Source organism: Pseudomonas sp. R1-15, from assembly GCF_051132085.1.
Taxonomy (GTDB): domain Bacteria; phylum Pseudomonadota; class Gammaproteobacteria; order Pseudomonadales; family Pseudomonadaceae; genus Aquipseudomonas.
Window position 1 is genome coordinate 4656887 of sequence record NZ_CP071660.1, and the last position, 16700, is coordinate 4673586.

The following is a 16700-nucleotide window of genomic DNA, read 5'->3' on the forward strand; positions in this document are numbered from 1 at the left end:
TTCTCCTGCTCACTAACGTAGCGCCTTTATTGGTGCCACCCCCTCCCGCAGGAGCTTTGCCATGGCCTCGCCAGCCTCGATTTCTTTCTTTCCCAAGCTCGGCGTTGCCGCAGCAGTGGCCAGCCTGCTCGGTTTGAGCGGTTGCCAGGCCTGGAATACCCAGGACACGGTCGCGCCCACCACCGGCGTACAACCGCTCAAGGGGCTGGCGCAGAATGTCTCGGTCCGGCGTAATGCCTTGGGCATGCCGCTGATCGAAAGCAACAGCTTTCATGACGCCCTGTTTGCCCTCGGCTATGTGCATGCCAGCGACCGGATCACGCAGATGACCACCCTGCGCCTGCTCGCCCAGGGCCGCCTGGCGGAAATGTCCGGCGCCGAACGGCTGGACGTCGACCGCTACATGCGCGCGGTCAACCTGAAGAAAAGCGCAGATGAGCTGTACAAGGCATCTTCGCCACGCCTGAAGCGCTTTTTCGAAGTCTATGCGCGAGGCGTCAACGCCTACCTGTTCCGCTACCGCGACAAGCTGCCGGCGGACCTGGCCGCCACCGGCTACAAACCCGAATATTGGAAACCGGAAGATTCGGCGCTGCTGTTCTGCCTGCTTAACTTCACCCAATCGGCGAACCTGCCGGAAGAAGTCGCCGCCCTGGTGCTGGCCCAGAGCGTAACCAACGATAAACTGGCCTGGCTGAGCCCGTCCTACCCGGACGAGCCATTGCCCTTGACCGAAGCCGAAAAGCTGCAGGGCGTCCGGCTCAATGGGCAGATTCCCGGTTTGAACGAAATCAGCAAGGCCAGCGCCGAGTTGGCCAACCTGAACCTGCTGGGCGCAGCGTCTTCGAGCAACTGGGCCATCGGCCCGCAGCGCAGCCGCAACGGCAAGAGCCTGTTGGCCGGCGACAGCCATGGCCCGCTGGGCGTGCCGTCGCTCTGGAGCCCGGTGCAGATTCGCGCGCCCAAATATCAGGCGGCCGGGCTTTCCGTGGCGGGCATCCCGATGATCCTCGCGGGCTTCAACGGTAACGTCGCGTGGAGCATGACCAGTGTTCTCGGCGACAACCAGGACCTGTACCTGGAAAAGATCCGACGCCAGGGCAACGGGCTGTCCTACGAAGCCAACGGCAAGTGGCAGCAGGCGACCGTGCGCAACGAGACCTACTTCATCAAGGGCCAACGGTCGATCAGAGAAGCGGTGTACGAAACCCGCCACGGTCCGTTGCTCAACAGCGCCCAAGGTCCGGCCATGGCCAATGGTCTGGGCCTGGCCCTGCAATTGCCGAGCTTCACCGACGACAAGACCCTGGACGCGCTCTTCGATCTGTCGCGCGCGCAGAACGTCGAGAAAGCCTCCGACGCGAGCCGGGAGATCCGCGCCCTGGCAGTGAACATGGTGTTCGCCGACGCCCGCAATATCGGCTGGCAGGTCACCGGTCGCTACCCGAACCGCCGCGAGGGCGAAGGCCTGTTGCCGTCGCCGGGCTGGGACAGCCGTTACGATTGGGACGGTTACGCCGATCCGATGCTGCACCCCTACGACCAGGATCCGGCCCAAGGGTGGCTCGGCACCGCCAACCAGCGCGTCATTCCCCATGGCTACGGCATGCAACTGTCCAACTCCTGGGCGGCGCCGGAACGTGGCGAGCGCCTGGCCGAACTGGCCGGCGCCGGCAAGCACGACGCGCGTAGCCTGATCACCATGCAATACGACCAGACCACAACATTCGCCGCCAAGCTCAAGAAAGTCTTCGAAGCCCCGGGCATGGCCCAGCCACTCAAGCAAGCCATCGAAGCCCTGCCGGTGGCGGACCGCGCCAAGGCACGCGAGGCCTATACCCGCCTGATGGCGTTCGATGGCCGGCTCAGTCCGGTTTCTGCCGACGCAGCGATCTATGAATTGTTCCTGCAAGAAAGCATGAAGCAGACATTCCTGGATGAACTGGGCCCTGAGGGTAGTCCGGCGTGGAAAGCGTTGGTCGCCAACGGCCAGCTGTCTTATTCGGCCCAGGCCGATCATTTGCTTGGTCGTGAGGACAGTCCGTTCTGGGACGATGTGCGCACGCCGCAAAAAGAAGACAAGGCCGTTATCCTGGCGCGCAGCCTCGCGGCGGCCGTTAGCGCCGGTGACAGTCTGCTCGGCACTGACCACAGCGCCTGGCAGTGGGGCAAGCTGCACCGCCAGGAATGGAAAAACGCCAGCGGCCAGACCGTACGCGGCCCGCTGGCAGCCGGCGGCGATGGCAGCACGCTCAATACCGCCGCGTTCGCCTGGGGCCAGGATTTCAACACGACCCTGGCGCCGGCCACGCGCTTTATCGTTGATTTCAGCCAGCCTGAGCCATTGACGATCCAGGGCGGCGCCGGCCAGTCGGGCAACCCGGCCAGCCCGAACTATCTTAACGGCCTCGACCCGTGGCTCAAGGGTCAATACCAAAGCCTGCCTTTGCAGCCGCAGAATTTTGACCGGGCGTATGGCAAGACTCGTTTGACCTTGGTTCCCGGTAAATAGGCCGATCTGCCTCTAACGCTGTTCAGTTAAGGCAATCGACAATCCCGTGGCGAGGGAGCTTGCTCCCGCTGGGCCGCGAAGCGGCCCCAAAAACCTGCCATGTGCGGAGCATCAGGCACACCGCACCCGCCGGTTCACGACTGCTTCGCAGCCGAGCGGGAGCAAGCTCCCTCGCCACAATTGCATCCTCTCTAAATGAACCGCATTACCTGTGGGAGCGAGCTTGCTCGCGATGGCGTCAGCCCATCCCACCAGGAAAACCGATCGAACTTCTCCCCCCGTCCCCGCCTCTACCGGACAAGCCCATCGCCCCGGTAACCGCATGGATCTGGTCATTGCCCGCCCCGAAGGCCTGTATTGTCCGCAGGGAGATCTCTACATCGACCCATGGCGTCCGGTGGACCGCTCGGTCATCACCCACGCCCACGGCGACCATGCCCGCGGCGGCAACCAGCACTACCTGGCAGCGGCACCCGGCGAAGGCATCCTGCGCTCCCGGCTGGGCCAGGACATCAACCTGCAAACCCTGCCCTACGGCGAACGGCTGGTGCACCATGGCGTGACCTTGAGCTTTCATCCCGCCGGCCATGTATTGGGTTCTGCCCAGGTGCGGCTGGAATACCAAGGCGAGGTGTGGGTCGCGTCCGGCGATTACAAAGTCGAGCCCGACGGCACCTGCGCACCGTTCGAGCCGGTGAAATGTCATACGTTCATCACCGAATCCACCTTCGGCCTGCCGATCTATCGCTGGCAGCCCCAGGCGCAGGTGTTCGATGAGATCAATCAGTGGTGGCGCGGGAACATCGCCGCCGGCCGGGCCAGCGTGTTGTTCTGCTATTCCTTTGGCAAAGCCCAGCGAATCCTCCACGGCATCGACGCGAGCCTGGGGCCGATACTCGCCCATGGCGCGGTGGAGCCGCTGAACCGGGTCTATCGCGAAGCCGGCGTGCACCTGCCGCCGACGATCTATGCCGGCGATGTGAAAAAGACTGATCCGATCATGAGCCAGGCACTGGTCATCGCCCCGCCCTCCGCCGGCGGTAGCACCTGGATGCGGCGTTTTGGTGATTACAGCGACGCCTTCGCCAGCGGCTGGATGCGCTTGCGCGGCACCCGTCGGCGACGGGGCGTGGATCGGGGCTTCGTGCTTTCCGATCACGCCGACTGGCCGGGCCTGCTATGGGCCATCGAACAGACCGGCGCCGAACGGGTCGTGGTCACTCATGGATCGGTGGCCGTACTGGTGCGTCATCTCTGTGAACAAGGCCTCGACGCCCAGGGCTTCACCACGGAATACGGCGATGACGAAGAGGACGTCGCCGGGGCGAGCGACAGCGGCGAGGACGCTTCATGAAAGCCTTTGCCGAGCTGTACGCCGAACTCGACGCCACCACCTCAAGCAACGCCAAGCTCGCGGCCATGCAGGATTATTTCAGCAAGGCGCCACCCGAGGACGCCGCCTGGGCGGTGTATTTCCTCTCGGGCGGGCGCCCCAGGCAGTTGGTACCGGTGAAAATCCTCCGCGAGCTGGCGGTCCAGGTGTCCGGCCTGTCTCTTTGGCTGTTCGAAGAAAGTTACCAGGCAGTGGGCGACCTGGCCGAAACCATTTCGCTGGTACTGCCCGAATCGCCCCACAGTTCCGATGAAGGCCTGGCGGTGTGGATCGAGGAAAAACTCCTGCCGTTGCGCGGTGAGTCGCCAGAGGTACTGGCACAGCGGCTTCCGGCACTGTGGGCAGAACTTGACCGATCCAGCCTGATGCTCTGCATCAAGCTCATCACCGGCAGTTTCCGCGTCGGGGTGTCCAAGCTGTTGGTCACCCGGGCGCTGGCTACGATGTCCGGGCTCGACAGCAAACGGGTGGCCCAACGGCTGGTGGGCTACACCGATCTGTCCCATCGCCCGACCGCGGCCAGTTACCTCAAGCTGATCGCCGGCGAATCTGCCGATGAACATGCCCAGCGCGGCGGCCAGCCTTATCCGTTTTTCCTGGCCCATGCCTTGTCACAACCGATTGAGCAATTCGACACCTTGTTGGGGCCGGCCAGCGACTGGCAGGTGGAGTGGAAATGGGACGGAATCCGCGCCCAGGTGATCAAGCGTGACGGCCATTTGTGGGTCTGGTCCCGTGGCGAGGACCTGGTGACCGAGCGCTTTCCTGAATTGCATTGCCTGGCGCAGGCGTTGCCCGACGGCACGGTAATCGATGGCGAGATCGTGGTCTGGAAAGCCCCGCAGGCGGTCACCGAGGATGCCTTTGATCCGGAAGCGCCGCTGCAGCCGACGGTGCAGCCCTTCGCCCTGTTGCAACAGCGCATCGGTCGCAAGACCTTGAGCAAGAAAGTGCTGGAAGACGCTCCCGTGGTGGTGATGGCCTACGACCTGCTGGAATGGCAGGACGAGGACTGGCGCAGCCGGCCCCAGGCCGAGCGTCGCGAGCAACTGGAGGCCCTGATTGCCCGCTGCCACAGTCCAGTGCTGTTGCCGTCGCCCATCGTCACTGGCCAGGATTGGTTCGACCTCGCCCGCCAGCGCGAAGCGTCCCGCAGCCTCGGCGTCGAAGGCATGATGCTCAAGGCGCGCAACGCGCTGTACGGCGTCGGCCGGACCAAGGACATGGGCGTATGGTGGAAATGGAAGATCGACCCGTTCAGTGTCGACGCGGTGCTGATCTATGCCCAGCGCGGCCATGGCCGGCGCGCCAGCCTCTACAGCGACTACACCTTCGCCGTGTGGGACAACCCGCCCGGCAGCCGAGAACGCACGCTGGTGCCTTTCGCCAAGGCTTACTCAGGGCTGACCGATGCAGAAATGCGCCAGGTCGACAGCATCGTGCGCAAGACCACGGTGGAAAAGTTCGGCCCGGTGAGCAGCGTCACGCCGACCCTGGTTTTTGAGCTGGGCTTCGAAGGCATTGCCTTGTCCAAGCGCCACAAGAGCGGGATCGCGGTACGTTTCCCACGGATGCTGCGCTGGCGCCAGGACAAGACCGTCGAAGAGGCGGACACGCTGGCGACGCTTCAGGATCTTCTCAAGTAACCCCCGCTCTCGTGGCGAGGGAGCTTGCTCCCGCTGGGCGCGAAGCGCCCCCTGATTCTGAAGGACGCACCGCAGAGGGAGGCTGCGCCTCCAGCGGGAGCAAGCTCCCTCGCCACGAAGAGCTAAACCGGACAAACGCACGCTCCATCCCGGTGCGCTTTTTGATGTACGCTCACCCCCGCGCACCATTGCGTTCCGTCTCTCGCCGCCAGTGCTTTTAAAACACTTGTTCGGCACTATGGTTCGGAAATTGCTACCTTTATGCCGTCATACCGTTCAGACCTTCACCGGTAACAATCTTACGCGCCATAAGCGCTCAAATTGGTTTTAGGGACTCAATAATGAAAAAAGCACTGCTGACCCTTTCTGCACTGGCGTTGTGCATGGCCGCCGGCGTCGCCACGGCCAAGGAATACAAGGAACTGCGTTTTGGTGTCGACCCGTCCTACGCCCCGTTCGAATCCAAGGCCGCCGATGGCAGCCTGGTGGGTTTCGACATCGACCTGGGCAATGCGATCTGTGAAGAACTGAAGGTCAAATGCAAATGGGTCGAAAGCGATTTCGACGGAATGATTCCGGGCCTCAAGGCCAACAAATTCGACGGCGTGATCTCGTCCATGACCGTTACCCCGGCCCGTGAAAAGGCTATCGACTTCTCCAGCGAGTTGTTCTCCGGCCCAACGGCCTATGTATTCAAGAAGGGCTCGGGCCTGAGCGCAGACGTTGCCTCGCTCAAGGGCAAGACCGTCGGCTACGAGCAAGGCACCATCCAGGAAGCCTACGCCAAGGCCGTGCTGGACAAGGCCGGCGTCAAGACCCAGGCCTACCAGAACCAGGACCAGGTCTATGCCGACCTGACCTCGGGCCGCCTCGATGCCGCGATCCAGGACATGCTCCAGGCCGAACTGGGCTTCCTGAAGTCACCAAAAGGCGAAGGCTATGAAGTCAGCCAGCCGGTGGACAGCGAACTGCTGCCATCCAAGACCGCCATCGGTATCAAAAAGGGTAACAAAGAGCTGAAGGCCCTTTTGGATAAAGGTATCAAAGCGTTACACGACGACGGCAAATACGCCGAGATCCAGAAAAAACACTTTGGCGATCTGAATCTGTACAGCGGCAAATAATGCGCGGCGCCCACCCTGAACCGGGTGGGCGCTTTTTTCCTGCCAAAGGCAATGTCCATGTTCGAACAATTCCTACAAAGTCTGGGGCTCTCGGCCTTCAGCCTGCAGGGCTTTGGCCCGCTGCTGATGCAAGGCACCTGGATGACCATCAAGCTGTCGGCCCTGTCCTTGCTGCTTAGCGTCCTGCTCGGGTTGCTCGGCGCCAGCGCCAAATTGTCCAGCGTCAAACTGCTGCGTATTCCGGCCCAGCTCTACACCACGCTGATTCGCGGCGTGCCCGACCTGGTGCTGATGCTGCTGATCTTCTACAGCCTGCAAACCTGGCTGACGTCTTTTACCGATTTCATGGAATGGGAATACATCGAGATCAACCCGTTCGGCGCCGGGGTCATCACCCTGGGCTTCATTTACGGTGCGTACTTCACCGAAACCTTTCGCGGCGCGATCCTCGCGGTGCCTCGCGGGCAGGTCGAAGCAGCCACGGCCTACGGTCTCAAGCGTGGCCAGCGTTTCCGTTATGTCGTGTTCCCGCAAATGATGCGCTTTGCCCTGCCGGGCATCGGCAACAACTGGATGGTCATGCTCAAGGCCACCGCCCTGGTGTCGATCATCGGCCTGGCCGACCTGGTCAAGGCCGCCCAGGATGCGGGCAAAAGCACCTACCAGCTGTTTTATTTCCTGGTGCTGGCGGCGCTCATCTATCTGCTGATCACTAGTGCATCCAACTTTATCCTGCGCTGGCTTGAACGCCGCTACGCCGCCGGAGCCCGGGAGGCCGTGCGATGATCGAACTCCTGCAGGAATACTGGCGACCCTTTCTCTACAGCGACGGCGTCCACATCACCGGCCTGGCGATGACCCTGTGGCTGCTCAGCGCTTCGTTGCTGATCGGCTTCGTAGTGTCGATTCCGCTGTCCATCGCCCGGGTTTCGCCCAGGTTCTACGTCCGCTGGCCCGTGCAGTTCTATACCTACCTGTTCCGTGGCACGCCGCTCTATATCCAATTGCTGATCTGCTACACCGGCATCTACAGCATCGAGGCGGTGCGCGCCCAACCCGTGCTCGACAGTTTCTTTCGCGACGCGATGAACTGCACGATCCTGGCGTTCGCGTTGAACACCTGCGCCTACACCACGGAGATCTTTGCCGGGGCGATTCGCAGCATGAACCACGGCGAAGTCGAAGCGGCCAAGGCTTACGGATTGACGGGCTGGAAGCTCTACACATACGTGATCATGCCTTCGGCGCTGCGTCGTTCGCTGCCGTACTACAGCAACGAAGTGATATTGATGCTGCACTCGACGACCGTGGCGTTCACCGCTACCGTTCCAGACGTGCTGAAAGTCGCCCGGGACGCCAACTCGGCCACCTTCCTGACGTTCCAGTCGTTCGGGATCGCCGCGTTGATCTACCTGACCGTCACGTTTGCACTGGTGGGCCTCTTCCGTCTCGCCGAACGCCGCTGGCTGGCCTTTCTCGGGCCGACCCACTAAGGCTTCCGTTCCCAGGACATACATGTAAATGCGCCACCAGATTCATGACCTGCTGGCCCCGCTGCCGGGGACCGCACGCAAGATCCACAGCTTTCATTTCGGCCCGGAAAAAGCCGCCGGCAAAATCTATATCCAATCGTCCCTGCATGCCGATGAATTGCCCGGCATGCTGGTCGCCTGGCACCTCAAGCAGCGCCTGGCCGAACTCGAGGCTTCGGGCCACCTGCGGCACGAAATCGTGCTGGTGCCGGTCGCCAACCCGATCGGCCTCGAACAGGTACTGATGGACGTGCCCCTGGGCCGTTACGAATTGGAGAGCGGGCAGAATTTCAACCGCCGGTTCGTCGACCTGAGCGAAGAGATCGGCAACGAAATCGAAGGCCTGCTGACCGACGACCCGCAGCACAACCTGATGCTGATCCGCACCAGCCTGCGCGACGCCCTGAGTCGGCAGACCGCCAGCACCCAACTGCAATCCCAGCGGCTGGTCTTGCAACGCCTGGCGTGTGATGCCGACATGGTGCTTGACCTGCATTGCGATTTCGAAGCCGTCGCCCATCTCTACACCACGCCCGAGGCCTGGCCGCGGGTCGAGCCGCTGGCGCGCTACATCGGCGCCGAGGCCAGCCTGTTGGCGACCGACTCGGGCGGCCAATCGTTCGACGAATGCTTCACGCTGCTCTGGTGGCAGCTCAAGGAGCGTTTCGGTGAGCGCTTCGAAATTCCCTTGGGCAGTTTTTCGGTAACTGTCGAATTGCGCGGCCAGGGTGACGTCAACCATGGCCTGGCGAGTCTCGACTGCCAGGCCCTGATCGAATACCTGATCCACTTCGGCGCCATCGACGGTGAGCCGGTGCCGTTGCCCGACCTGCCCTACCCGGCCACGCCGCTGGCAGGCGTCGAACCGGTGGCGACACCGGTCGGCGGCCTGCTGGTCTACAGCGCCCTACCCGGTGAGTACCTGGAGGCGGGACAGCTGATCGCCGAAATCATCGACCCGGTCAACGACACCGTCACCCCCGTTCATTGCCGTAATGCCGGGCTGCTGTACGCCCGCTCGCTGCGTCGCATGGCCACCGCCGGCATGGTCATCGCCCATGTCGCCGGGACCGAAGCCTACCGCAGCGGCTACCTACTTTCGCCTTGAGGATGCCTGTTCCATGTACAAACTGACCATCGAAGGCCTGCACAAAAGTTATGGCCACCATGAGGTGCTCAAAGGGGTTTCGCTCAAGGCCAGGACCGGCGACGTGATCAGCCTGATCGGCGCAAGCGGCTCGGGCAAAAGCACCTTCCTGCGCTGCATCAATTTCCTTGAACAACCCAACGACGGCGCCATGAGCCTGGACGGCCAATCGATCCAGATGATCAAGGATCACCACGGCATGCGCGTGGCTGACGCCGACGAGCTGCAACGCATCCGCACGCGCCTGGCCATGGTGTTCCAGCACTTCAACCTGTGGAGCCACATGACCGTGCTGGAAAACATCACCATGGCGCCGCGCCGGGTGCTGGGCGTCAGCAAGCAGGAAGCCGAGGATCGCGCCCGCCGTTATCTCGACAAGGTCGGCCTGCCGGCACGTGTTGCCGAGCAATACCCGGCGTTCCTGTCCGGTGGCCAGCAACAACGCGTGGCGATTGCCCGCGCCTTGGCCATGGAGCCTGAGGTCATGCTGTTTGACGAACCGACCTCGGCCTTGGACCCGGAACTGGTAGGTGAAGTATTAAAAGTGATCCAGGGCCTGGCCGAAGAAGGCCGGACCATGATCATGGTGACCCATGAAATGAGCTTCGCCCGCAAGGTATCCAATCAGGTGCTGTTCCTGCACCAGGGCCTGGTGGAAGAAGAAGGCGCGGCGGAAGACGTGCTGGGCAGCCCGAAGAGCGAACGGCTCAAGCAGTTCCTCAGTGGCAACCTGAAATAAACCTCGACACACCTGAGAGCCTGTTTTTGTGACGAACCGCTTTTTGTGGCGAGGGAGCTTGCTCCCGCTGGAGGCGCAGCCTCCCCTGCAGTGTGCCATCCAGATCCAGAGGGCCGCTTCGCAGCCCAGCGGGAGCAAGCTCCCTCGCCACAGAAGCGCGCTCGCCACAATGTCCCGCATAAAACCTTTCATACCCCACCGTGGTCTTTGAAGAAGGACTTTCAGGGCGCATACCGCACGCATGGGGACATCCAGCAACTTCGCGAAACAGTGGTTCGATGCCCGCGGCTGGAAGCCGTTCGCCTTTCAAAAACAGGTATGGGCTGCGGTCAAGCGTGGCGAGTCGGGGCTGTTGCATGCCAATACCGGCGCCGGCAAGACTTACGCCGTCTGGTTTGCCGCACTCAACCGTTTCGCCCGCAGCGTGCCGCCACCGGACAAGCCTCGTAAACGCAAGCCGCCGACCGAACCGCTGACGGTCTTGTGGATAACGCCGATGCGCGCGCTGGCCGCCGACACCGGCAAGGCTCTCGAAGCGCCCCTCGATCCGCTGCAGATTCCCTGGAGCGTAGGCCTGCGCACCGGTGACACCAGCGCCAGCGAACGCGCCCGGCAAGGCCGGCGCTTGCCCACGGCGCTGATCACCACGCCCGAAAGCCTGACGCTGATGCTCGCCCGCGCTGATGCGCAAACGGCCGTGTCGACCCTGCGCATGGTCGTGGTAGATGAGTGGCACGAATTGCTCGGCAACAAGCGCGGCGTGCAATTGCAACTGGCCCTGGCTCGCTTGCGCTACTGGCACCCCGACCTGATCGTCTGGGGCGTATCCGCGACCCTGGGCAACCAGGCCCACGCCGAGCAGGTATTGATCCCACAAGGCAGCGGAATTAGTGTGCAGGGCGCCGATGCCAAGGCGTTGCAGGTCGATACGCTGTTGCCGCCAACCCTCGAACGGTTTCCATGGGCGGGGCATATCGGCCTGAAAATGTTGCCCCAGGTGGTCACTGAAATCGACACCAGCAGCAGTTGCCTGGTCTTTACCAATACTCGCGCGCAAGCGGAAATCTGGTACCAGGCCATTCTTGAGGCGCGCCCGGATTGGGCCGGGCTCATCGCGTTGCACCATAGTTCTCTGTCCCGCGACACCCGCGACTGGGTGGAACGGGCGTTGAAGGACGGCCAGCTCAAGGCAGTCGTGTGTACCTCCAGCCTCGACCTGGGGGTGGATTTCCTGCCCGTGGAACGCGTGCTACAGATTGGCTCGGCGAAAGGCGTCGCCCGCTTGATGCAACGCGCCGGACGCTCCGGCCATGCACCGGGGCGGACCTCGCGAATAACCCTGGTGCCAACCCACAGCCTGGAGCTGATCGAGGCCGCTGCCGCCCAGGACGCCGTGGCGCAGCGGCGAATCGAGCCGCGTGAATCGCCCCACAAGCCTTTGGATGTACTGGTCCAGCATCTGGTCAGCATGGCCCTGGGTGGCGGTTTTGTTCCAGATGAGCTGTTTGATGAGGTACGCGGCGCCTGGGCCTACCGCGACCTGAACCCGGCCGAGTGGGCCTGGGCGCTGGCGTTCGTGCGCCACGGCGGCCTATCGCTGACCGCCTACCCTGATTATCGGCGGGTCGAACCGGATGAACACGGGATCTGGCGCGTGCCTGACGCCCGTCTGGCACGGCGCCACCGCATGAGTATCGGCACTATCGTCAGTGACGCCAGCCTGCAATTGAAATTCTGGAGCAAGGGCGGCGGCGGCAAGACCCTGGGCAGCGTGGAAGAAGGCTTCATCGCACGCTTGCGCCCCGGCGATGGATTCCTCTTTGCCGGGCGGTTGCTGGAGTTGGTCCGGGTCGAGGACATGACCGCTTACGTACGCCGCAGCCAGGCAAAAAAAGCCGCCGTGCCGCGCTGGAATGGCGGACGCATGCCGCTTTCCAGCGAGCTCGCTGCCGCGGTCGTCGCGCGCTTGAGCGAAGCCGCCAAGGGCCGTTTCGACGGACCGGAAATGCAAGCCGTACAGCCGCTGCTGTCAACGCAGCTGCAATGGTCCGGCCTGCCGACGCAGGGAACGCTGCTGGCCGAAGCGCTCAAGTCCCGGGAGGGTTGGCACCTGTTCCTGTATCCGTTCGCCGGGCGCCAGGTACATCTGGGCCTGGCCAGCCTGTTGGCCTGGCGCGTCAGCCAGCGCCAACCGGTGACGTTCTCGATTGCGGTCAATGACTACGGCCTGGAATTGCTCAGCGCCACCGAACTGGATTGGTCAACGCATCTGAACCCGGCGCTGTTGCGCACCGATGGCTTGCTGGCCGACGTTCTTGCCAGCCTGAACGCCGGAGAACTGGCCCTGCGCCGCTTCCGCGAAATCGCCCGGATCGCCGGGCTGGTGTTCGCCGGCTACCCCGGCGCACCGAAGAGCACCCGCCAAGTGCAGGCTTCCAGCGGGTTGTTCTATCAAGTGTTCAAGCAATATGACGCCGATAACCTGCTGCTGGCCCAGGCCGGCGAGGAAGTTTTGCGCGAAGAATTGGATATACGCCGACTGGAGCAGACCTTGGAACGCCTCGATACCTTGAAACTCGACCTGCACCTGATCAAACGCCCTACTCCGCTGGGCTTCCCCTTGCTGGTAGAGCGATTCCGCGAAAGCATGAGCTCGGAAAAGCTCGCCGATCGCATCCGGCGCATGGTCAGCGAACTGGAAAAAACCGCTGATCGAGGAAGCGCCTGATGCCCGCGCCGTATCCCGTCAACCTCGCGGGCGAAGAGCTCTGGCTGTTGCCGCAAAAAGCCCTGTACTGGCCGGCCCAGAAAACCCTGATGGTGGCCGATGTGCATTTCGGCAAGGCCGCGGCCTACCGTAGCCTCGGCCAACCGGTACCCCACGGCACCACGGCGAACAACATCGCCATGCTTGACGAGTTGCTGGCGAGCCTGCCGTGCCGACTGCTGATATTCCTCGGGGACTTCCTGCATGGGCCCGGTTCTCATGCCCCAGGCACTTTGAAGGCCCTTGCCGACTGGCGTGAACGGCACCGCAAACTAGCCATCACGCTGATCCGCGGCAATCACGACAAGCGCGCCGGCGATCCGCCAGCGGCACTCGATATCCGCGTCGTCCCCGAGCCGTTGCTGTTGGGCCCTTTCGCCGTGCAACACGAGCCTACCCCGCATCCAAGTCGACACGTGCTCGCCGGTCACGTACACCCGGTCTACCACCTGAGCGGCAAGGGGCGTCAACGCCTGCGCCTGCCATGTTTCCGCCTCAGTAGCGAGATCAGCCTGCTACCGGCCTTCGGTGCCTTCACGGGAGGCTATCGGGTCGATCAGGACAACGACTGCAAGATCTTCGTGGTGGGCGACAACGAAATATGGCCCGTCAGTTGAAGCGATCAGGCTTCAACAATTGAAGGGCCATTGGCTGATCAGGCTACGGGCGCGGGAGGCGGTTCGTCCGGAAGAGTCGGTTCGCCGGGTTCGGTAGGCTGTTCGTTAGGGGTATCGGGATCGGGCTGGCCAGGGATGCCGCCCGCCGCTTCAGCAGGGTGGGCCAGTAATGACCAAGCCAGGACGCCGATCTGATTGGGCTCAAGCCTTGCCAGTTCGGCACTGATTCGCGGATCGATCTTCATAGAGCAACTCCTGAGCGAAGGCCCGTTGCGCAGACGCAAAAACGGGCAGTACACCCAATAGAGTGCCTGCCCGCTCAGGAATTCCAACAGCTCGTCAGAATCAGGTACGCGGCAGTGTCACACCGCGCTGACCCTGGTATTTACCGCCACGGTCCTTGTAGGAAACTTCACATTCCTCATCGGACTCAAGGAATAACATCTGCGCCACGCCCTCGTTGGCGTAGATCTTCGCCGGCAGGGTCGTGGTGTTGGAGAACTCCAGGGTCACGTGGCCTTCCCATTCAGGTTCCAGCGGTGTCACGTTAACGATGATGCCGCAGCGGGCGTAGGTGCTTTTACCCAGGCAGATGGTCAGCACGTTGCGCGGGATGCGGAAGTACTCGACGGTGCGGGCCAGGGCGAAAGAGTTCGGCGGGATGATGCAAACGTCGCTCTTGATGTCGACGAAGCTCTTTTCATCGAAATTCTTCGGGTCGACAGTGGCCGAGTTGATGTTGGTGAACACCTTGAATTCGTCGGCGCAGCGCACGTCGTAGCCGTAGCTGGAAACGCCGAAGGAAATCAGCCGGTCGGCGCCTTCGCCACGCATCTGGCGCTCTACGAAGGGCTCGATCATGCCCTGCTCTTGCGCCATGCGGCGAATCCACTTGTCCGATTTGATGCTCATGGCGGGTTTCCTGAAATAGCGAGGTGGAAAAAAACTGTCCGGCATCTTACCGGGCCGCGGGGCGGGTTCAAAGTGCGAGACGCAACTCTCGCCGATCCGCCTTGATTTCCGGGCTCTGACGGCTATCGCCATTGCCGTCAGTCATTAAAACCGAGAAACCTTCGCAAAGACCATTGGCACGTTTCGGAAAAAGGGGTAAGGTGGCGTCACTGTGTTGCTTGTGTCACTGAGAATCTCTACACGATATGTTGAATTTCGATCCAACCATCTACAAGAATTTTTCCTGCTCTTTGCACTCAGTCTCGGCCAGGGTTCTTCCTGAGTCGCAGTTATCTTTGTTCAAGGAGTTACACCATGTCTAATCGCCAAACCGGTACCGTTAAGTGGTTCAACGATGAAAAAGGCTTCGGCTTCATCACCCCACAGTCCGGTGACGATCTGTTCGTTCACTTCAAAGCTATCCAATCCGACGGCTTCAAAAGCCTGAAAGAAGGCCAACAGGTTTCTTTCATCGCTACCCGCGGTCAGAAAGGCATGCAAGCTGAAGAAGTTCAAGTTATCTAACTTGTCCTTGCTTTAGTAAGAAGCCCCGCCCTCAAAAGCGGGGCTTTTTTGTGCCTGGGTGTTTTTGGAAACCGAAACCAGTGTGGGAGCGAGCCTGCTCGCGAAAGCGACGGATCAATTGCATCTGTGGCAACTGGTGTACCGCTTTCGCGAGCAGGCTCGCTCCCACAGGGTCTGGTGGTGGAAACCGTGGGTTACCAGGTCACGCCAAACCCGGCGGTGTAGCGCGTCTTGCTCAGGTCGCTGTCTTCGGTCCCTTCGATGACGTCCTTTTCGGCCTTGAGGTTGAGCGACGCCCAGTCAGTGACCTTGTAGCGCAACCCGATCTCCGCGTCATAGGCGTATTCGGCCACGCCTGACAGCGGCTTGCCCACTTCGCCGTTGGTAAACAGCTCGACGCGCTTGCCGATCAGGTAACGGTTGTAGTCCCACTTCATCGCCACGGAATAGAAGTTGTCCTTGCCGCCGTCGCGGTATTCATAATCGGTGCGGTTGAGCAGCGAACCCAGGGAGAAAGCGCCCAGTTCGTCGTCCCAGAACTGATAACCCGGACCGGTACCGACCACGCGCTGGCGTGCCAGGTCTTCGACCTTGTCACGCTTGTAGTTCAGGCGACCTTGCCAGAACCATTTTTCCGTGAGGAAGCGGTCGAGGGAATACTCCAGCCGCCAGTTGTCAGCCGACACCACATCATCCTGAAATTCGCGGTTGTATTCGCCTTCGGCGATGTGCCGCCATCTGCCGTGGCGCGCCGAGGTCTTGAAGTCGATGTCGTAATCGTCGGTATCGGCTTCCGCGCGCTGGTAATCCAGTGCAGCGTCGATGTTGCCCTTCCACACGAGGTCCTCGACCACCGGCTTGGGTTTGAGGATCTGCTGGATGCTTGCCAGCTCGACGGTCTTGGGCGCATCACCATTGGCCAGGGTCACCTTGCCATCCTCGGCCGCCTGTAACGCCTTGGCTTTTTCGCCGGTGTAGGCATCCTGTTTGACCAGCAGTTGCTGGTCGCTTTCAAGCGTCTTGACCTGCTTCCAATCAATCGGGATCGCGCCCGCGTAATCGGTCTGGATCAACAATTTGCCGCCGTCGAAAACGGTTATCTTGCCACTGAGCTTGTCGCCGTTCTTCAACCAGACGGTATCGGCAAGCAAAGGCATGGAGGCACTGGTAACAGCTAGGCACAACAGGGTTCTGGACAACATAAGCGATAATAGGCTCAAGTTTGCGAGGAAAAGGCGGCATTATCCCCCAGGATGACACCTCAGCAACGACTGACCTGCATAAGGATGATGAGTTCATTTATCAATTGGCCCTGTGGGCACTAATCTACAGACGGACATTTCCAGGAATCCTCTACGTGACCGACACCCCAGCGGCCCCCGAGAACGCCGCCCAGATCCGCCGCACCACGCTTTACCTGACCCTGGCCCAAGTGCCGGCCGGCCAGGTCGTCACCTATGGTCAGCTCGCCGAAATGGCGGGTCTGGGCCGCGCCGCGCGCTGGGTCGGACGAACGCTCAGCCAGTTGCCGAACGACACGAAGCTGCCGTGGCATCGAGTCCTCGGTGCCGGTGGTCGGATCAGCCTGCCGGCGGGCAGCGCCTCGGGGGACGAACAGCGCGCTCGCCTGCGCATGGAAGGGATCAGTGTCCTGAATAATCGTGTTGATATTCAGCGTCATGGCTGGCGCCCGGTAGAGCACAGCGGTTAGAGTGCGCGCTTTGTTTTCGCAATTTTTGAGGCAGAC

15 protein-coding genes are annotated in these 16700 nt (G+C 61.8%); 12 read left to right on the forward strand and 3 right to left on the reverse strand.

Translation table 11 applies throughout. The features are described 5' to 3' along the window. The first annotated feature begins 61 nt into the window (after window positions 1-61). From J3P97_RS20935 to pdeM, 10 genes are all read left to right on the forward strand, one after another. Window positions 62-2512: a penicillin acylase family protein gene (locus J3P97_RS20935; RefSeq protein ID WP_434672693.1), complete on the forward strand. Its 2451-nt coding sequence runs from the start codon at window positions 62-64 to the stop codon at window positions 2510-2512. 322 nt (window positions 2513-2834) lie between these two features. Beyond that, window positions 2835-3866, forward strand: coding sequence for a ligase-associated DNA damage response exonuclease (locus J3P97_RS20940; RefSeq protein WP_434672694.1), 1032 nt, complete (start codon window positions 2835-2837; stop codon window positions 3864-3866). Further along, entirely contained in the window at window positions 3863-5551 is a 1689-nt protein-coding gene (locus J3P97_RS20945) for an ATP-dependent DNA ligase (protein ID WP_434601670.1), read from the forward strand. The genes J3P97_RS20940 and J3P97_RS20945 overlap by 4 nt, the downstream gene beginning before the upstream one ends. Before the next feature lie 341 nt (window positions 5552-5892). Further along, complete coding sequence (locus tag J3P97_RS20950; RefSeq protein WP_305499201.1) at window positions 5893-6675, forward strand: transporter substrate-binding domain-containing protein; 783 nt, start codon at window positions 5893-5895, stop codon at window positions 6673-6675. Between the two features lie 57 nt (window positions 6676-6732). Beyond that, window positions 6733-7461 (forward strand): ABC transporter permease, encoded by a 729-nt coding sequence (locus J3P97_RS20955; protein ID WP_434572215.1) that lies wholly within the window; start codon window positions 6733-6735, stop codon window positions 7459-7461. Next, the gene (locus J3P97_RS20960) at window positions 7458-8168 is read left to right on the forward strand and encodes an ABC transporter permease (protein ID WP_305499199.1); all 711 of its coding nucleotides are present in this window, start codon (window positions 7458-7460) and stop codon (window positions 8166-8168) included. Before J3P97_RS20955 ends, J3P97_RS20960 begins: the two co-directional genes overlap by 4 nt. A 28-nt stretch (window positions 8169-8196) precedes the next feature. Continuing rightward, complete coding sequence (locus tag J3P97_RS20965; protein WP_434572214.1) at window positions 8197-9315, forward strand: succinylglutamate desuccinylase/aspartoacylase family protein; 1119 nt, start codon at window positions 8197-8199, stop codon at window positions 9313-9315. A 13-nt stretch (window positions 9316-9328) separates the two neighbouring features. Continuing rightward, complete coding sequence (locus J3P97_RS20970) at window positions 9329-10093, forward strand: ABC transporter ATP-binding protein (protein ID WP_434672695.1); 765 nt, start codon at window positions 9329-9331, stop codon at window positions 10091-10093. A gap of 241 nt (window positions 10094-10334) precedes the next feature. Then, window positions 10335-12821: a ligase-associated DNA damage response DEXH box helicase gene (locus J3P97_RS20975; protein WP_434672696.1), complete on the forward strand. Its 2487-nt coding sequence runs from the start codon at window positions 10335-10337 to the stop codon at window positions 12819-12821. Continuing rightward, window positions 12821-13477: a ligase-associated DNA damage response endonuclease PdeM gene (gene pdeM / locus J3P97_RS20980; RefSeq protein WP_434672697.1), complete on the forward strand. Its 657-nt coding sequence runs from the start codon at window positions 12821-12823 to the stop codon at window positions 13475-13477. The genes J3P97_RS20975 and pdeM overlap by 1 nt, the downstream gene beginning before the upstream one ends. 38 nt (window positions 13478-13515) lie before the next feature. Here pdeM and J3P97_RS20985 read toward each other — a convergent pair whose 3' ends face one another. Then, window positions 13516-13722, reverse strand: a complete 207-nt coding sequence (locus J3P97_RS20985) for a hypothetical protein (protein ID WP_305499193.1) — start codon at window positions 13720-13722, stop codon at window positions 13516-13518. Between the two features lie 100 nt (window positions 13723-13822). Next, on the reverse strand, window positions 13823-14389 hold the full coding sequence (gene dcd, locus J3P97_RS20990) for a dCTP deaminase (RefSeq protein WP_025261480.1): 567 nt from the start codon (window positions 14387-14389) through the stop codon (window positions 13823-13825). Between the two features lie 354 nt (window positions 14390-14743). Between dcd and J3P97_RS20995 the strand changes: the two genes are divergently transcribed. After that, a complete protein-coding gene (locus tag J3P97_RS20995; protein ID WP_002554837.1) occupies window positions 14744-14953 on the forward strand; it encodes a cold-shock protein in 210 nt (69 codons plus the stop codon). 194 nt (window positions 14954-15147) lie between these two features. Here J3P97_RS20995 and J3P97_RS21000 read toward each other — a convergent pair whose 3' ends face one another. Beyond that, a complete protein-coding gene (locus J3P97_RS21000; protein WP_434601675.1) occupies window positions 15148-16155 on the reverse strand; it encodes a DUF481 domain-containing protein in 1008 nt (335 codons plus the stop codon). A gap of 146 nt (window positions 16156-16301) precedes the next feature. On the opposite strand from J3P97_RS21000, the gene J3P97_RS21005 reads away from it, so the two are divergent. Next, window positions 16302-16664 carry an MGMT family protein gene (locus J3P97_RS21005; RefSeq protein ID WP_434574110.1) on the forward strand — a complete coding sequence of 121 codons (363 nt, stop codon included), beginning with the start codon at window positions 16302-16304 and terminating at the stop codon, window positions 16662-16664. The last annotated feature ends 36 nt before the right edge of the window (window positions 16665-16700 follow it).